Origin of the sequence: Comamonas brasiliensis (assembly GCF_018292285.1) — a bacterium.
In the GTDB taxonomy this organism is placed as follows: Bacteria; Pseudomonadota; Gammaproteobacteria; order Burkholderiales; family Burkholderiaceae_C; genus Comamonas; species Comamonas brasiliensis.
In genome coordinates this window covers 277,766-293,890 of sequence record NZ_JAANES010000007.1, presented here as the reverse complement: position 1 = coordinate 293,890, position 16,125 = coordinate 277,766, and the positions used below count along the sequence as shown (strand labels likewise).

Sequence of the window (16,125 nt, the reverse complement as noted above, 5' to 3'; positions counted from 1 at the left end):
TTCAGTTATGCAAGGTGCAAAAATACCGCCAGGCACAGGCTGAGCCGCTGCCTCGCCACCCAACACATTCACAAGAGAGCACCATGTCCACTCCCAAAAAGATTGCAGTCATCGCCGGCGACGGCATCGGCAAGGAAGTCATGCCCGAAGGCCTGCGCGCACTGGAAGCCGCAGCCAGGCGCTTCGACCTGCCGCTGGAGTTCCACCATTTCGACTGGGCCCACTGCGACTACTACGCCGAACACGGCCAGATGATGCCCGACGACTGGAAGGCCCAGCTCTCGGACATGGATGCCATCTTCTTCGGCGCCGTGGGCTGGCCCGCCACCGTGCCCGACCATGTCTCGCTGTGGGGCTCGCTGCTCAAGTTCCGCCGCGAATTCGACCAGTACATCAATCTGCGCCCGGTGCGCCTGTTCGAAGGCGTGCCCTGCCCCCTGGCCGGCCGCAAGCCCGGTGACATCGACTACTACGTGGTGCGCGAGAACACCGAGGGCGAGTACACCGCCCTGGGCGGCATCATGTTTGAAGGCACGGACCGCGAGATCTGCATCCAGGAATCGGTCTATAGCAAGCATGGCGCCGATCGCCTGCTCAAGTACGCCTTCGATCTGGCCCAGAGCCGCGCCAAGAAGCACGTGACGCTGGCCACCAAGAGCAACGGCATTGCCATCAGCATGCCCTGGTGGGACAAGCGCGCCGACGATGTGGCCAAGGACTACCCCGAAGTCACGCTGGACAAGCAGCACATCGACATCCTGACCGCCCGCTTCGTGCTGCAGCCCGGCCGGTTCGACGTGGTGGCAGCCACCAATCTGTTTGGCGACATCCTGTCCGACCTGGGCCCTGCCACCACGGGCACCATCGGCCTGGCACCATCGGCCAACCTCAACCCCGACCGCACCTTCCCCTCGCTGTTCGAGCCCGTGCACGGCTCGGCGCCGGACATCTACGGCAAGAACATCGCCAACCCCATTGCCATGGTCTGGTCGGGCGCGCTGATGCTGGACTTCCTGGGCCGCAGCGAAGGGGCCTGGCGCCAGGCCCACGACACCATCGTGGCCGCCATCGAGCACACGATCAAGGCCGGTCCGCTGACGCCCGATCTGGGCGGCAAGGCCAACACCACCGAGGTGGGCGAAGCGATCGCCGCGGCCATCGCCAACGCCTGATGACTCCGGGCTGGCCCCAGCCGGCCCGATTCAAGACAAGAAGCACCCCGCGCAGACTGAACCTGCACCGGGGTGCTTTTGTACGCCTGCACGCCCAGGGCCACCGGCTGCGGCGACCTAGGCTTCAGACTGCGGTTTGGCTTTGGCTTGCGAAGCCGGTTTCCTGGCCGACCGGGCCTGGGCATTGCGCTGTGCAGCGGCCTGCACCAGCGCCTGGAACGCTGCACCGTCGAGCGCATCGCCCACATGCAGGTCTATGGCCCGGCGCGTGGCGCCTTCAAGACTGGCATTGAACAGGCCGGCCGGATCGGCCAGGGCCGCGCCATACGCGAAGGTCAGCTTGACCACGGCCTTGTAGGTCTCGCCCGTGCACAGGATGCCGTCCTGCGACCATACGGGCGTTCCGCGCCATTTCAGCTCTTCCACCACGGCGAGCCAGCATGGCGCCGCGCCAGTCGTCCAGGCCGGCAATCCTGGCAGCGATCAGAGCCGAAGCCTCGGGACCGCTGACGGGCCCGGTGGAGGACGCGGGTAGCAAGGTGCTCATGGACAGCTCTCCTTCATCAATTCGGTCCCACGCGCAGGGCCCGGCGAGGCAGGTGAAACGGCGCCCTGCGGACTTGCCGATGGCGTTGCGCTCAGCCCTGTCCCCTGGCCACCTCGCGCAGGCATTCGACCAGCAAGCCCGTGGTCGGCGTCGGCGGCTGGCCGCGCAAGGTGATCAGCCCCACGGGTGGCAGATCGATGGGCACGACCAGATCCAGCATGGCCAGTGTACCCAGGGCAGCATGGCAGCGGGCCACGCCACGCGCCATGAAGGCCACGGCCCCGCGCTGGTGCACAAAGGTCAGTTGCGAGAGAAAGGACGCGGTCTCCACGATGTCGGCCGGCGGATGCAGGCCGTGGGCATAGAACTGCTGCTCCAGCTTCACGCGCAGCGAGGCCCAGGGCGGCGGCAGCACGCAGGGCTGCTCCGCCAGGGCCTGCCAGCTGGCCGCGCCCGGCGCCAGCAGCGCATGACCGGGCCGCACCACGGCCACCATGGGATCGTCGTACAGCGCCTCGGTCTCCAGGTCGGGCGCGGCATAGCCGGGCTCCAGCCGTCCCACGAACAGATCCAGCTCGCCCAGGCGCAGCTTGGGCAGCAAGCGCGTCAGATCCCCTTCCTCCACCATCACCGTGGTCTGGTCCGAACGCGCCTTGAGCCGCTCCACGGCGCTCGCCAGCAGCACCGGCGTGGCCACCACCATGGCCCCCACGCTGGTGCGCCCGCGCGCGCCGCTGGCCTCGGCGGCCATCTCGTCGCGCGTTCGTTCGAAACCGGCCAGCACCGAGCGCGCAAACCGCACCATGCTGACACCGGCTGCCGTGGGCTCGGTGCCGCGCGTGGAGCGCTCGAACAGCGCCATGCCCAGCATGCGTTCGACCTCGGCCAGGGTCTTGGAGACGGCGGGCTGGGTCACGGCCAGAAACTCGGCTGCGCGGCCCAGGTGACGAAACTGGTCCAGCGCCACCAGTAGCTGCAGATGGCGCAGCTTGAGGTTGGAGCGCAGCACACGATCGATCTTGCTCATGGGGCTTCATTACTTATTAGTTATGAAGAGAGTCTATCTTTTCATTGGATTGTCATGGAGCAGTTTTGAACAATCGGGGCTAGCAGTTCAAATAACGACAGGAGACACGCGATGATCCCCCCACGCAGCAGCCGGCGCAGCTTTGTGCTCGGCGCCCTCGGCGCAGCCACGCTCGGAACTTCCACCCGCCTGCTGGCGCAGACCTGGCCCGAGCGCCCCATCACCTTCATCTGCCCCTGGCCTGCCGGCGGCACGGCCGACCAGTCCATGCGTGCGCTGTGCACCGTGGCCGGCCGCATCCTGGGCCAGGCGATTGCAGTGGAAAACCGCGCCGGAGCCTCCGGCATGATCGGCTCCAAGGCTCTGGCCTCGGCCAAGCCCGACGGCTACACCATCGGCCAGATCCCGATCTCGGTCACGCGCTTTTCCCAGTTGGGCACGCTGCAGGCCGATCCACGCAAGGACTACACCTATATCGCGCGCACCTCGGGCCAGACCTTCGGCATCGCCGTGCCGGCCAACTCGCGCTTCAAGACCCTGCAGGACTTCGTCGCCGCCGCCAAGGCCAAGCCCGGCAGCATCACCTACGCCCACGCTGGCGTGGGCGGCGCCACCCATGTAGGCATGGAAGAGTTTGCGGCTGCAGCCGGCATCCAGCTCAGCCATGTTCCCTACAAGGGCGGCGCCGAGGCGCTGCAGGGCGTGCTGGGCGGCCATGTGGATGCGCTGGCCGACTCCAGTTCCTGGGCACCGCATGTCGAAGCCGGCAAGCTGCGCCTGCTGGCCACCTGGGGCGAGCAGCGCACGCCGCGCTTCAAGGACGTGCCCACGCTCAAGGACCTGGGCTACAACGTGGTCGTCGATGCGCCCAACGGCATCGGCGCGCCCAAGGGCCTGCCGCCCGCCGTCGAAGCCAAGCTGCGCGATGCCTTCCGCCAGGCCGTGGCCAGCCCCGAGTTCAAGTCCGTGGCCGACAGGCTGGACGCGCCCTTGCTCTACCTGGACGGCCCTGACTACGCCAAGTATGTGAACACGATCTACCAGAAGGAAACCGTGCTCATCGACAAACTCAAACTGCGCGACCTGATGCGCTGACGCGCCGCGTCCCCACTGCCTCAGGCCCGCCATCCCCGGACTCCAAGATGCTCTCCTCCTCTTCTTCCCTGCTGCACCTGCACCCCAACGACAACGTGCTGGTGGCCAAGACCGCCCTGGCCCTGGGCCAGGACATTCCCGAGCTGGGAGTGCGAACGCGCGCCCAGGTGCCGGCTGGCCACAAGATCGCGGCGCGCCGCATCGCCGAGGGCGAGCAGGTCAAGAAGTACGACACGGTGATCGGCGTCGCCACACGCGACCTGGAGCCTGGCGACTATGTGCACAGCCACAACCTCAAGCTGGTGGACTACTACCGCGACCCGTCGTTCGGAGCCGACGTACGGCCCGTGGACTATGTGCCCGAGGAACAGCGCGCCACTTTCCAGGGGTTTGTGCGGGCAGGCGGCGGCGTGGGCACGCGCAACTTCATCGGCATCCTGTCCTCGGTCAACTGCTCGGCCACCGTGATCAAGCGCATCGCCGCCCACTTCACGCCCGAGCGGCTGGCTGCCTTTCCCAATGTGGATGGTGTGGCAGCCTTTGCCCAGAGCAGCGGCTGCGGCATGTCCTCGCCCAGCGAACACTTCGACGTGCTGCGCCGGACCCTGGCCGGCTATGCGCGCCACCCCAACCTGGCGGGCGTGCTCATCGTGGGCCTGGGCTGCGAGCGCAACCAGGTCGATGCATTGGTCGATTCGCAAGGCCTCAAGGAAGGCCAGTTGCTGCGCACCCTGGTGATGCAGGAAGTGGGTGGCACACGCGCCACCATCGAAGCAGGTATTGCCGCCATCGAAGAAATGCTGCCCATCGCCAACCAGGCCCGGCGCAGCACCGTCAGCGCCGCCCACCTCAAGATCGGCCTGGAATGCGGCGGCTCGGACGGCTTTTCGGGCATCACGGCCAACCCCGGCCTGGGCGCAGCCATGGACATTCTGGTGCGCCACGGCGGCACGGCCATTCTGTCCGAGACGCCCGAGATCCATGGCGTGGAGTTCATGCTCACACGCCGCGCCATCAGTCCCGAAGTCGGCCAGAAGCTGCTGGATCGCCTGGCCTGGTGGGAACGCTACGCAGCCGGCCAGAATGCCCAGTTCAACGGCGTGGTCGGTCATGGCAACCAGGCCGGCGGCCTGGCCAACATCTTTGAAAAATCTCTGGGCAGCGCCATGAAGGGCGGCACCACACCGCTGCGCGCCGTCTATGAATATGCCGAGCCCATCACCGAACACGGCTTCGTCTTCATGGACTCGCCGGGCTACGACCCGGTGGCCTCCACCGGTCAGATCGCCAGCGGCGCCCAGCTGATCTGCTTCACCACAGGCCGCGGCTCCATGTTCGGCAGCAAGCCCGCCCCCACCATCAAGCTGGCCAGCAACACGCCCATGTACCAGCGCCTGCAGGAAGACATGGACATCAACTGCGGCGTGGTCGTCGACGGGGAGCTGACCGTGCCCGAGCTGGGCCAGCAGATCTTCGAGCAGATCCTGCGCCATGCCAGCGGCGAACAGACCAAGAGCGAAGTCCTGGGACTGGGCGACCATGAATTCGTGCCCTGGCACCTGGGCATCGTGAGCTGAGGAAAACACATCTTCCAGAGCTTTGCGCCCTTATCCGATCTTCACTTTCTGCGATTTTCACCATGAACGCCACGCCACTCAGACTGCAACGCACCGAACTGCAGCGCAGCGCCAACTTCATCGCCGGTGCCTGGACACCCGCTGCCAGCGGCGCCAGCTTTGCCGTGACCGATCCGGCCACGGGCAGCACCATTACCGACGTACCTGATTCAGGTGCAGCCGACGCGCGCACCGCCGTGGATGCCGCCCAGGCGGCCCTGCCAGCCTGGCGCAAGCTGCCGGCCAAGCAACGCGCCGCCATCATCAAGCGCTGGAACGACCTGGTGCTGGCCCATCAGGACGATCTGGGAACGCTGATCTCGCTGGAGCAGGGCAAGCCGCTGGCCGAAGGCAAGGGCGAAGTGGCCTATGCCGCCAGCTACATCGAATGGTTCGGCGAGGCCGCCACGCGCATGAACGGCGAAGTCATTCCCGCGCCCGTGCCGGGCCGGCGCATGTTTGCGCTGCGCGAGCCCGTGGGCGTGGTCGCCGCCATCACGCCCTGGAACTTCCCGGCCGCCATGATTGCGCGCAAGATCGCGCCGGCCCTGGCCGCGGGCTGCACCGTGGTCTGCAAGCCGGCCGAGGACACGCCGCTGACTTCACTGGCCCTGGTGCTGCTGGCGCACGAAGCCGGGGTGCCGGCCGGGGTGCTCAACATCGTCACGGCTTCGCGCGAGCGCACGCCCGAGGTGGTGGACCAGTGGCTGGACGACAGCCGCGTGCGCAAGATCACCTTCACAGGCTCCACACCCGTGGGCAAGCACCTGGCGCGCCGCAGCGCCGACACGCTGAAAAAGCTCTCGCTGGAGCTGGGTGGCAATGCGCCCTTCATCGTTTTCGAGGATGCCGATGTGGCAGCCGCCGTGGACGGCTTCATGGCCGCCAAGTTCCGCAACGGTGGCCAGACCTGCGTCTGCCCCAATCGCGTCTTTGTGCACCGCTCGGTGTACGAGGCCTTTGCCCAGCAGCTCAGCGCCCGCGTGGCAGCCTTGCACGTGGGCCCGGCCAGTGACCCGGTCTCGCAGATCGGCCCCATGATCAATGACCGCGCGGTCGAGAAGATCGCCCGCCATGTGGAGGACGCGGTGGCCAGGGGCGCCAAGGTGCTCACCGGCGGCAAGCGCCTGACGGATCTGGGCCCCACCTACTACGCCCCCACCGTGCTCTCGGGCGCCACTGCCTCCATGGCCTGCGCCTGCGAAGAAACTTTCGGGCCCGTGGCTCCGCTGACCGTGTTCGACGACGAGGCCGAGGTCATCGCCGCCGCCAACGACACCCCGTTCGGTCTGGCCGCCTATTTCTACAGCCAGGACATACGTCGCATCTGGCGTGTCGCCGATGCCCTGGAATCGGGCATCGTGGGCGTCAACGAAGGCGCGCTGGCCGCAGAGGCAGCCCCCTTTGGCGGCATCAAGGAGTCGGGCTACGGCCGCGAAGGCTCCACTCACGGGCTCGACGATTACCTGCATATCAAATACGTCTGCCAGGGACAACTGGATTGACGCAACACGGTCGCTAGAACCATTCACAACAGGAGACAAACCATGAGCAAATCCCGATACCTCACCCGCAGGCCCGTGCTGGGCGCGCTGGCAGCACTGGCCCTGACCGGTGCCATGCCGCTGGCACAGGCCCAGGGAAACTTCCCGAGCAAGCCCATCACCTTTGTGGTGCCCTATCCTGCGGGCGGCGCCAATGACATGCTGGGGCGGCTGGTCGGCCAGAAGATGGGCGAGGTACTGGGAACTGCCAGCGTGGTGGACAACCGGCCCGGTGCCGGGGCCTTGCTGGGCGCGGGCATCGTGGCGCGCGCGCCGGCCGACGGCTATACGCTGCTTGTCGGCGGTCTGGCCACGCACGCCGCCAGCCCGCATCTGATCAAGACCGAGTACGACCCGGTCAAGGACTTCGAGCCCATCGGCATGATCGGCAGCGCCCCCATCATCGCCATCACCGCCAACGACTCGCCCTACAAATCGCTCAAGGATGTGGTGGAAGCGGCCCGCAAGGACCCGCAGGCCGTGATGTACGGCTCCTCGGGCAACGGCTCGCCGCTGCACCTGGCCGGCGAACTGTTCGTGTCCATCGCCAAGGTCCCCATGACCCACGTGCCCTATAAGGGCGGCAATGCCCACATCGTGGATCTGATCGGCGGGCGCATTCCGGTCATCTTCGATACCGCGACCAACTCCATGCCTCTGCTGCGCGGCGGCAAGGTGCGCGCACTGGCCGTGGGCGCCACCACCCGTCTGCCCGAGTTGCCCAATGTGCCGACCTTCGCCGAAGCCGGCTACCCACAGTTCGAGTTCTCGGCCTGGTACGCACTGTTTGCACCGTCCAAGACCAGCGCCGACGTCAGCGCCAAGCTCTCCGGTGCACTGGCCAAGGCCCTCAAGCAGCCAGAGGTGGTCTCCAAGCTGCGCGATCTGGGCGTGACCCCGGGCAGCGGCGATGCCACTGAGCTGCGCGCCTTCGTGCCCCGTGAATACCAGCGCGTGGGCGGTCTCATCAAGACAGCGAAGATCAAGGCCGATTGACATGCCACGCACCCGCAGCAGATGAGGTTCTCTCTTCTCCTTGCTGCGGGGCGGCACAGGCTGGATGGACGGCACTGGCTCTTTCCCGGCCTCATCCATAAGCCCGCGCCGCAAACAGGAACATTGAAGACAGCACAGTGTCATGACAAACCAAGGAAAACCAATGCTTGATGGATTGCTGCGCCCACATGCCGAAGACCCGGACCGCCTGGTGGCGGACCTGCCCTCGCCCTGTGTGCAGGCCCATGCCGCCAATCTGATGGTGCTGGACGACGGCACCCTGGGCTGCGTGTGGTTCGGCGGCTCCATGGAGGGCCGCTCCGACATCTCGGTCTTCATGTCGCGCCTTGCCCCCGGTACCGCGCAGTGGTCCGAGCCCATCCAGCTCTCCCACGATGCCGAACGCTCGGAACAGAACCCCGTGCTGTTTCCCGCACCGGGCGGTGAACTGTGGCTGCTGCATACGGCCCAGCACTCGGGGCACCAGAACACCTCGGTGGTGCGCCGGCGCCTGTCTCGCGACCAGGGCCTGAGCTGGGAGCCCACAGAGACGCTGGCCGATGCCTCTGCCGGCACCTTCGTGCGCCAACCCATCCATGTCCATACGGACGGCAGCTGGCTGCTGCCGGTCTTCCACTGCCGCGCCCAGCCGGGCCAGGCCTGGGATGGCAGCCACGACGACAGCGGCGTGCTGCGCTCGGCAGATCAGGGACGCAGCTGGCAGCGCATTGCCGTGCCTGGCAGCCTGGGCTGCGTTCACATGAACATCGTGCAGGCTTCGGACGGCGGCCTGCTGGCGTTCTTTCGCAGCCGCTGGGCCGACCATGTCTACCGCAGCCGCAGCGACGACGGCGGCCTGAGCTGGCAGGTGCCCGAGGCCACGGAGCTGCCAAACAACAACTCATCCATCCAGGCCTTGCGTCTGGCCGACGGGCGTCTGGCCATGATCTTCAACGCCAGCAGCGCCGCCGATGCCACGCAGCGGCGCGAGTCGCTGTATGACGAGCTGGGCGACAGCTCGGCAACACCAGCCAAGGCTGCAGCCGGCGAGCGCCGAGCCTTCTGGGGCGCTCCGCGTGCGCCCATGACGCTGGCCCTGTCGGCCGACGACGGCCTGAGCTGGCCCTGGCAACGCAACCTCGAGGTAGGCGATGGCTGGTGCATGAGCAATGATTCCGAGCATGGCCGCAATCGCGAATATTCCTACCCCTCCATCCGCCAGGGCGCCGACGGCGCGCTGCATCTGGCCTATACCGTGTTCCGCCAGCATATCCGCCATGTGCGCGTGCAGCCGGACTGGGTGAGCGAACAAGCATGACCACAACCTCCACTCCCTTCAATGTTCTCGTCACCGCCGAGCACTGGGCACCCGAAGCCCAGGCCGTGGTGCAGCAAGCTGGCGGACAGATCCATTTCATGGCCGAACCCATCACTGCGCAAAACCTGGCAGAGCGGCTGGCGCAGACCGGCGCCCAGGCCCTGGTGCTGCGCGGCTCCAAGCCTGTGAGCGCCGCCGTGCTGCGGGCGGCCCCCGCCTTGCGCATCGTGGCCAAGAACGGGGCCGGCGTGGACAGCGTGGACATGGAAGCTGCGCGCACCCAAGGCGTGGCCGTGGCCGTGGCACAAGCCGCCAATGCCCCCGCTGTTGCCGAGCATGCACTGGCGCTGATGCTGGCGCTGGTGCGCCAGTTGCCTCAGCTGGACCAGCAGGTGCGCGCCGGCGGCTGGGCCGGCAGCAACTGGCAGGGCCGCGACTTCCGCGGCTCCACGGTGGGCATCGTCGGCTATGGAGCCATCGGCCGCGCCACCGCACAGCTGGCTGCGGCCCTGGGCGCCAAGGTGCTGGTGCTGCGCCCCGCAGGCCAGGCAGACGGCTTTGACTGCGAACCCGATCTGCGCCAGCTGCTGCCCCGCGTGGACATACTGAGTCTGCACTGCCCGCTGACCGAGCAGACACGCGGCCTGATAGGCGCGAACGAACTGGCGCTGCTGCGCCCGGGCAGCCTGCTGATCAACACCGCACGCGGCCCCGTGGTCGACGAGGCCGCGCTGCTGGCAGCACTGGAAAGCGGCCATCTGGGTGGCGCCGGACTCGACACCTTCGACATCGAGCCGCTGCCCCAGGGCCATCCGCTGGCCCGGTTGCCGCAAGTGCTGCTGACGCCGCATGTGGCCGGAGTGACGCGCCAGGCAGCGCTGCGCGTGGCGACGCTGACCGCCACCAATATCGTCGACCACCTGGCAGGCAGGCCACTGCCTGCCGGCCACCTGCTGTGAACCAGTGCCTCCTGCATCGCCGTGGCCCCATGCCACGCCATGAATAGTCAAACCGAGAAAAGCATGCCTGCATACAACCCGTTCAAGACCGCCCTCTCCGCCCGCCAGCCCCAGATCGGACTATGGCTGTCCATGGCCGACCCCTATCTGGCCGAAGCGGCCGCCACCACGGGCTATGACTGGCTGCTGATCGACGGCGAGCATGCGCCCAACGATCTGCGCAGCACCCTGGGCGCCCTGCAGGCAGCGGCCCCGCACCCGGCCCAGCCCGTGGTGCGCGTGGTGGAAGGCAGCACGGCCCTGATCAAGCAGATGCTGGACATAGGCGTCAAGACGCTGCTCGTGCCCATGGTGGACACGGCAGACCAGGCCCGGGCCATCGTGGCCGCCACGCAATACCCGCCCCTGGGCGTGCGCGGCGTAGGCAGTGCCGTGGGACGCGCCTCTCAATGGAGCAGCCGCAGCGACTATCTGAATGTGGCAGATGACGAGGTGTGCCTGCTGGTGCAGGCCGAGACCACCACAGCCCTGCAAAATCTCGAAGCCATCTGCGCCGTGGATGGCGTGCACGGCGTCTTCATAGGCCCGGCCGACCTGGCGGCCTCCATGGGCCACCGCGGCAACCCCGGCCACCCTGAAGTGCAGGCCGCCATAGAGGCAGCGATGCGAACCATCATTGCCAGCGGCAAGGCGGCAGGTACGCTGACCTCTGACCCCGCACTGGCACAGCGCTACCTGGATCTGGGCTGCAGCTTTGTGGCCGTGGGCGTGGACGTGCTGATGTTCGTGAACGCCGCGCGCAAGCTGCGCAGCCAGTTTGCCGGCGCAACCGTCGCCGCTCCGGCTCGGCCAGGTGCCGCCTACTAAAGCCAGGTGACAGGCGCAGCAGCCTCGGCCGGGCCCGCACCGGCCTGCAGGCGGCGTTGTCGTCAATCATCAGGTCAGCCAGATGTGAAGCTGCCAAGCAGCTCCACATCCCAGCTGACGCGCCTCATGCACCTGCCCGCTGCGGCAAGTTCATGCGGCCATGGCACCGTAGGCCGTCTGCACCGGGGAGGCTGCGTTGGCAGCCAGCCAATGCTCGAACTCCTGTGGCGCCAGCGGCCTGGCGAACAGATAGCCCTGCGCCACCGGGTAGCCCTGCTCGCACAGCATCACGCTCTGCGTCGGCGTCTCCACGCCTTCGGCCACCACGGTCAGGTGCAGACTCTTGCCGATACCCAGGATGGCACTGCTCAGTGCACGGGCCGCCTCGTCGTGCTCAAGATCGGCCACAAAGCTGCGATCGAGCTTGAGTTCGCTGACCGGCAGTCGGCGCAGATAGCTGAGGCTGGAATAGCCGGTGCCGAAATCGTCCATGGACAGACGCACGCCATGTGCATGCACCTCGTTGATGGTCTTCATGGTGCTGGGATTGGTGTCCAGCAGAATGCTTTCCGTCAGCTCCAGGGTCAGATCCTGCGGCACCAGGTCGTTGCGGTCCAGCGTGTCGGCGATCATCCGCGGCAGGTCCAGGTTGTGAAAACTCGATGGCGACAGATTGACCGACACCGCAGGGACTTCCATTCCCTTGGCTCGCCACTGCGACAGCTGGCGGCAGGCCTCCTCCAGCGCCCAGCTTCCGAGGTCGGCAATCAGCCCGCACTCTTCGGCCAGCGGGATAAAGCGGGCGGGCGAAATCTCGCCCAGCTCCGCATGGCTCCAGCGCGCCAGGGCCTCCACGCCATACAGACGGCCGGTAGCCGTCTCGATCTGGGGCTGATAGTGCAGGCGCAGGCCACCGCTTTTGAGCGCCTTGCGCAATGCGGTCTCCAAGGCCAGGCGCTCCTGGGCCAGACGGTTCATTTCGCTGCTGAAGAAGCAGAAACGGCCCCGCCCCTTGCTCTTGGCCTGGTACATGGCCATGTCGGCCCTGTGCACCAGGGTCTCCATATCTCGCCCATCCGAGGGGAACATGGCTATGCCGACGCTGGCGGAAATGGCCAGCGAGGTGTCGGCAATGTTCAGGGGCTCGGCCAGCAGTTCCTGCAGGCGCTCGATGGTATTGGCCACATATTCCGCATCGCAGTGCGGCAGCACGGCCACAAATTCGTCGCCCGACAGGCGCCCGGCAATATCGGAGCTGCGCAGCACGCGCTGCAATCGCGCCGCGACACTGCGCAGCAATTCGTCCCCCACAGGATGGCCCAGAGAGTCATTGACCTGCTTGAAGCGGTCCAGATCGATGAACAGCACGGCCAGCTGCGCATCGTGGACCGCGGCCGACGCAATCGCCTGGTCGGCCTTGGCCTGCAGCAGGCTGCGGTTGGGCAATCCGGTCAGGCCGTCGTAGAAAGCCAGCTGGCGAATGCGCGCACGCGACAGCTCGCGCTCTAGCGCCAGGGCACACAGGTGGATGCAGGCATCCACCAGCTGCTGGTGAAACGCCGAGGCGCCGCCCGTCAGCGGCTCCCGGTAATAGAACGCGAAAGTGCCTATCGGCTTGCCCTCGCTGTTGCAGATAGGCGTGGACCAGCAGGCCTGGAACCCCAGCGGCAGGATCAGGTGGCTGAAATCCGCCCACAGCGGATCCTGCGCGATATCGTCCACCAGCACCGGCGCATTGCGCCATGCCGCGGTTCCGCAGGAGCCCACGTTCGGGCCTATGGCCAGTCCGTCTAGCAGCGCCGAATAGGACTGGGGCAGGCTTGGTCCGGCCAGCGGATGAAGCAGACCCTGGGCATCGACCTCGAGAATCGATGCCGTCACCTCGGGCGCGATTCTCTCGACTTCCAGGCACACCATCTCCAGCACCTCCGCCAGTGGCCGCTCGCGCGCCATGGCTTCCAGCACGCGGTGCTGCAAGGCCTCGTGCATCTTGGAGCGAGTGATGTCGGTCAGCATGGACACCGTGTACTGCCAGTGTCCGTCGGCGTCGAGGATGGGGTTGCTGATGACCTTGGCCCAGTAGCGCTGGCCGTGCTTGCCGACCACGATTTCCTCGCGCCCCACGGGCTGGCCGGCGCGCAAATCAGAACGGTAACGATCCACGAAAGTCTCGGACACCTGAGGCGCCAGCAGGGCAATCGGCGTGCGTCCCGCAACCTCCTCGGTGCGCCAGCCGAACATGCGCGTGAAGCCGCCGTTGACATGCACGATGCGCGAGGCTCCGTCGCTGATGACGACTGCCGTATCGGAGGCATCGGCCACCAGGGACAGGCGACGCAGATGCTCCTGCTGCGCCTGCTCCCGGGCACGCCGCTGGGTGACGTCGGTGGCGATCTTCAGGATATGCGTCACCCGCCCCTGGGCATCCATCACCGGTGAATAGGTCGCCTCCAGCCAGCAACTGCTGCCATCGCTGCGCAATCGCTCCACCACGCCGGAATAGGCATTGCCCGCGCACAGATGGGCCCAGATTTCCCGATATCTGGCACTACCTGCCAGATGCGCAGAGCAAAAGCTGCGATGCGCACGACCCAGACACTGCTCCCGCGTCAGGCCCATGAGCTGCAGATAGTTGTCATTGGCGCGGCAAAGCACCCCATCCAGGCCGAACTCGGCCATGGCCATGACCCGATCCAAAGCCTGCAACCGGGCCAGCTGCAGCTCTGGAGGCATCGCGCCAATATCTCCCTCACGCATCATTATTCCTTTGCATGTTCACATTCTGGGCCGGCTCGAATCCGGGATGGAAAGTCATGCTTTTATATGAATGCCAGCAATAATAATGACGAATACGAGATTCAATATTCGTGATTCAAGCCGAGTGATCAAAAAAACCGGGATCGACAACAGTCCCTGACCTGCAGCTCAACGCCGCCACCTGCCGCCAAACTGGTTGACCACCATGCCCAGCAGAACGCCCAGCGTACCCAGCCATTGCAGGCCGTTGGGCGACTCTCCCAGCAGCAGCATGGCCGACAGCAAACCGATCACCGGCACCAGCAGCGACAAAGGGGCCACGGTGCTGGCAGCGTAGCGCTGCAGCAGCCGGGTCCACAGGCCATAGCCCAGCAAGGTGGACAGAAAGGCCAGATAGGCGATCACCCCCAGCTCGCTCCAGCCTATGGAGCCCAGTTGCGAAGCCACAGAATCCGTGCCATCCACCCATACCGACAGCGCCAGCAGCGGCAGCATGGGGAAGACGCTGGTCCAGACGATGAAGGACACGGGCTCATAAGAGCCTTGCCGGGCTGCCACGCGCGTCAGCAGATTCGAGCCCGCCCACATGGCGGCGGCACCTACGGTCAGCACAAAGCCGACCAAGGTCATATCCGATGCCCCCTCACCATGGGCGGCGCCGATCAGCAGCAGCCCTGCGAGAGCGATGAGCAAGCCCAGCCATTGCCAGCGCTGCGGCTTTTCCTGCAGGAACGCAGCCGCCAGCAGCATGGTGATGAAGGCCTGGGTCTGCAGCACCACGGATGCCATGCCGGCAGGCATGCCCAGCTTCATGCCGGTGAATAGCAGGCCGAACTGCCCTACCCCCTGCACCAGCCCGTAGGCAGCCAGCAAGCCCCAGGAAAGATTCTTGGGCGGGCGCACGAACAGCAGAAACGGCAGCGATGCCGCGGCAAAGCGCAGCGCACACAGCAGCAGCGGCGAGAGCTTGGCCAGCCCCCACTTCATGACCACGAAATTAAGACCCCAGACCACGATGACGATGATGGCGCTGAGCCAGTCCGGACGGCTCATGCCGGAGGTGGGCGAGGATGCAGAACTCATGACACTGACGACTATTGTTGGATTTTCCCGATCAAGCCCCCTAGTATGACTTGCCATCCGTCAAGCTGCCGACGCAGAGGGCAAATCGGGCAAGGGGCCGGCTGCCAGCCGCAGGCAACGGCGTTACTTGAGCAGATAGCGATCCATCTTGATCGGCAGCATGAGCAAGGCCTTGAAGGCATACAGCACGATCAGGGTCCCGCTGAAGTCGCCCACAATCATCACCAGAAGCTGGTCCAGCTGGAATCCATCCCCTCTGACGACAGACCAGGCCTGATGCAGCAAGGCATTGCTCAGCCCATAGATCACACTGAGCCACAGCAGGCGCTGCGGCGTAAGGTGGCTGAGGGAGCGGCCGAGCCCCATCCATTTGCGGGCCGCGCAATAGGTGCCATAAGGGGCAAGCGTGGCCATGATGCCGCCCGCAAAAGCGCGCAAGCCATCATCCGGAAAGAAGTAAAAGTTGCAGACCAGCCATGACACGAGAAAAAGCCCGACCACGCCCGCTTCCGCAAAAAGCAGGGTACAAAGTAAACGCGCACCTGCAGGCAGGTAAATCCAGTTGACGCCTCTGACAAACTCCAATTCGGAGAAAATCCACTGATTCAAGGCCAGCATCGCCAAGAACAGCAAAGCCGTGATTACCGCCACCGAAAATTGCGTCCAAATGTTCTTCATGCGCTGCCGCCGACCCTGTTCACTGTCTGCGCAGTATTATGAGTGCCGTTTATTCGCTTTTCATTAGCGGCACGTCGTCTGTTTTTGCCTTCTCATGTCAAAGTCCCTGTCTGCCGATATCTATTTACGCTTTCTGCACCTGGCAGCGACCATCCGCAACCTGCCGATGCTGCCCGCACTGGACCCGCTGGAAGAGCGCCTGCTGGAGCAGATTGCCAATGCAGGCACGCGCCAGGAGCGTCTTTGCGTCCGGGACCTGATGGCTCAGCGTGAACTGGGATCTCCAGCCACGATTCACACCCGCCTGAAGTCCATGCGCCAAAAAGGCTGGATTTTGCTGGCCGACACCGAAGATGCCAGACGCAAGCAGATCGAGCTCAGTGCCGATGCCCACAAGCATTTCGAGAAGCTCTCGCACTGCATTGTTCAGGCCGCCGCCGAGAGCTGATGCAGACCTAAAAAAAGC

General features: G+C 65.7%; 13 protein-coding genes and 1 pseudogene. 9 read left to right on the top strand and 5 right to left on the bottom strand.

Annotation, left to right across the window (positions count from 1 at the left end; genetic code table 11):
- Window positions 1-83 precede the first annotated feature (83 nt).
- Complete coding sequence (locus tag DJFAAGMI_RS23845) at window positions 84-1,172, top strand: tartrate dehydrogenase (RefSeq protein WP_211459701.1); 1,089 nt, start codon at window positions 84-86, stop codon at window positions 1,170-1,172.
- Window positions 1,173-1,289: 117 nt separating this feature from the next.
- Here the strand turns inward: DJFAAGMI_RS23845 and DJFAAGMI_RS23840 are convergent.
- Window positions 1,290-1,719, bottom strand: a pseudogene (locus DJFAAGMI_RS23840) (DUF1801 domain-containing protein).
- A gap of 91 nt (window positions 1,720-1,810) precedes the next feature.
- The gene (locus DJFAAGMI_RS23835; RefSeq protein ID WP_211459699.1) at window positions 1,811-2,746 is read right to left on the bottom strand and encodes a LysR substrate-binding domain-containing protein; all 936 of its coding nucleotides are present in this window, start codon (window positions 2,744-2,746) and stop codon (window positions 1,811-1,813) included.
- Between the two features lie 111 nt (window positions 2,747-2,857).
- Between DJFAAGMI_RS23835 and DJFAAGMI_RS23830 the strand changes: the two genes are divergently transcribed.
- From DJFAAGMI_RS23830 to hpaI, 7 genes are all read left to right on the top strand, one after another.
- Entirely contained in the window at window positions 2,858-3,841 is a 984-nt protein-coding gene (locus tag DJFAAGMI_RS23830) for a Bug family tripartite tricarboxylate transporter substrate binding protein (protein WP_211459697.1), read from the top strand.
- A 47-nt stretch (window positions 3,842-3,888) separates the two neighbouring features.
- The gene (locus tag DJFAAGMI_RS23825) at window positions 3,889-5,418 is read left to right on the top strand and encodes a UxaA family hydrolase (RefSeq protein WP_211459695.1); all 1,530 of its coding nucleotides are present in this window, start codon (window positions 3,889-3,891) and stop codon (window positions 5,416-5,418) included.
- Window positions 5,419-5,480: 62 nt separating this feature from the next.
- Window positions 5,481-6,962, top strand: a complete 1,482-nt coding sequence (locus DJFAAGMI_RS23820) for an NAD-dependent succinate-semialdehyde dehydrogenase (protein ID WP_211459693.1) — start codon at window positions 5,481-5,483, stop codon at window positions 6,960-6,962.
- A gap of 42 nt (window positions 6,963-7,004) precedes the next feature.
- The gene (locus DJFAAGMI_RS23815; protein ID WP_211459691.1) at window positions 7,005-7,997 is read left to right on the top strand and encodes a Bug family tripartite tricarboxylate transporter substrate binding protein; all 993 of its coding nucleotides are present in this window, start codon (window positions 7,005-7,007) and stop codon (window positions 7,995-7,997) included.
- A 163-nt stretch (window positions 7,998-8,160) separates the two neighbouring features.
- Window positions 8,161-9,315, top strand: coding sequence for a sialidase family protein (locus tag DJFAAGMI_RS23810; protein ID WP_211459689.1), 1,155 nt, complete (start codon window positions 8,161-8,163; stop codon window positions 9,313-9,315).
- Window positions 9,312-10,274, top strand: a complete 963-nt coding sequence (locus DJFAAGMI_RS23805; protein WP_211459687.1) for an NAD(P)-dependent oxidoreductase — start codon at window positions 9,312-9,314, stop codon at window positions 10,272-10,274. The genes DJFAAGMI_RS23810 and DJFAAGMI_RS23805 overlap by 4 nt, the downstream gene beginning before the upstream one ends.
- 63 nt (window positions 10,275-10,337) lie before the next feature.
- Window positions 10,338-11,141, top strand: coding sequence for a 4-hydroxy-2-oxoheptanedioate aldolase (gene hpaI / locus DJFAAGMI_RS23800; RefSeq protein WP_211459685.1), 804 nt, complete (start codon window positions 10,338-10,340; stop codon window positions 11,139-11,141).
- 150 nt (window positions 11,142-11,291) lie between these two features.
- Here hpaI and DJFAAGMI_RS23795 read toward each other — a convergent pair whose 3' ends face one another.
- From DJFAAGMI_RS23795 to DJFAAGMI_RS23785, 3 genes are all read right to left on the bottom strand, one after another.
- Window positions 11,292-13,898: a sensor domain-containing protein gene (locus DJFAAGMI_RS23795; protein ID WP_211459683.1), complete on the bottom strand. Its 2,607-nt coding sequence runs from the start codon at window positions 13,896-13,898 to the stop codon at window positions 11,292-11,294.
- A gap of 168 nt (window positions 13,899-14,066) precedes the next feature.
- Window positions 14,067-14,951 (bottom strand): EamA family transporter, encoded by an 885-nt coding sequence (locus DJFAAGMI_RS23790; protein WP_419095628.1) that lies wholly within the window; start codon window positions 14,949-14,951, stop codon window positions 14,067-14,069.
- A 153-nt stretch (window positions 14,952-15,104) separates the two neighbouring features.
- Window positions 15,105-15,659 (bottom strand): hypothetical protein, encoded by a 555-nt coding sequence (locus tag DJFAAGMI_RS23785; RefSeq protein ID WP_043004785.1) that lies wholly within the window; start codon window positions 15,657-15,659, stop codon window positions 15,105-15,107.
- Window positions 15,660-15,753: 94 nt separating this feature from the next.
- Here DJFAAGMI_RS23785 and DJFAAGMI_RS23780 point away from each other — a divergent pair, with 94 nt between their 5' ends.
- On the top strand, window positions 15,754-16,107 hold the full coding sequence (locus DJFAAGMI_RS23780; protein WP_043004784.1) for a hypothetical protein: 354 nt from the start codon (window positions 15,754-15,756) through the stop codon (window positions 16,105-16,107).
- Window positions 16,108-16,125 lie beyond the last annotated feature (18 nt).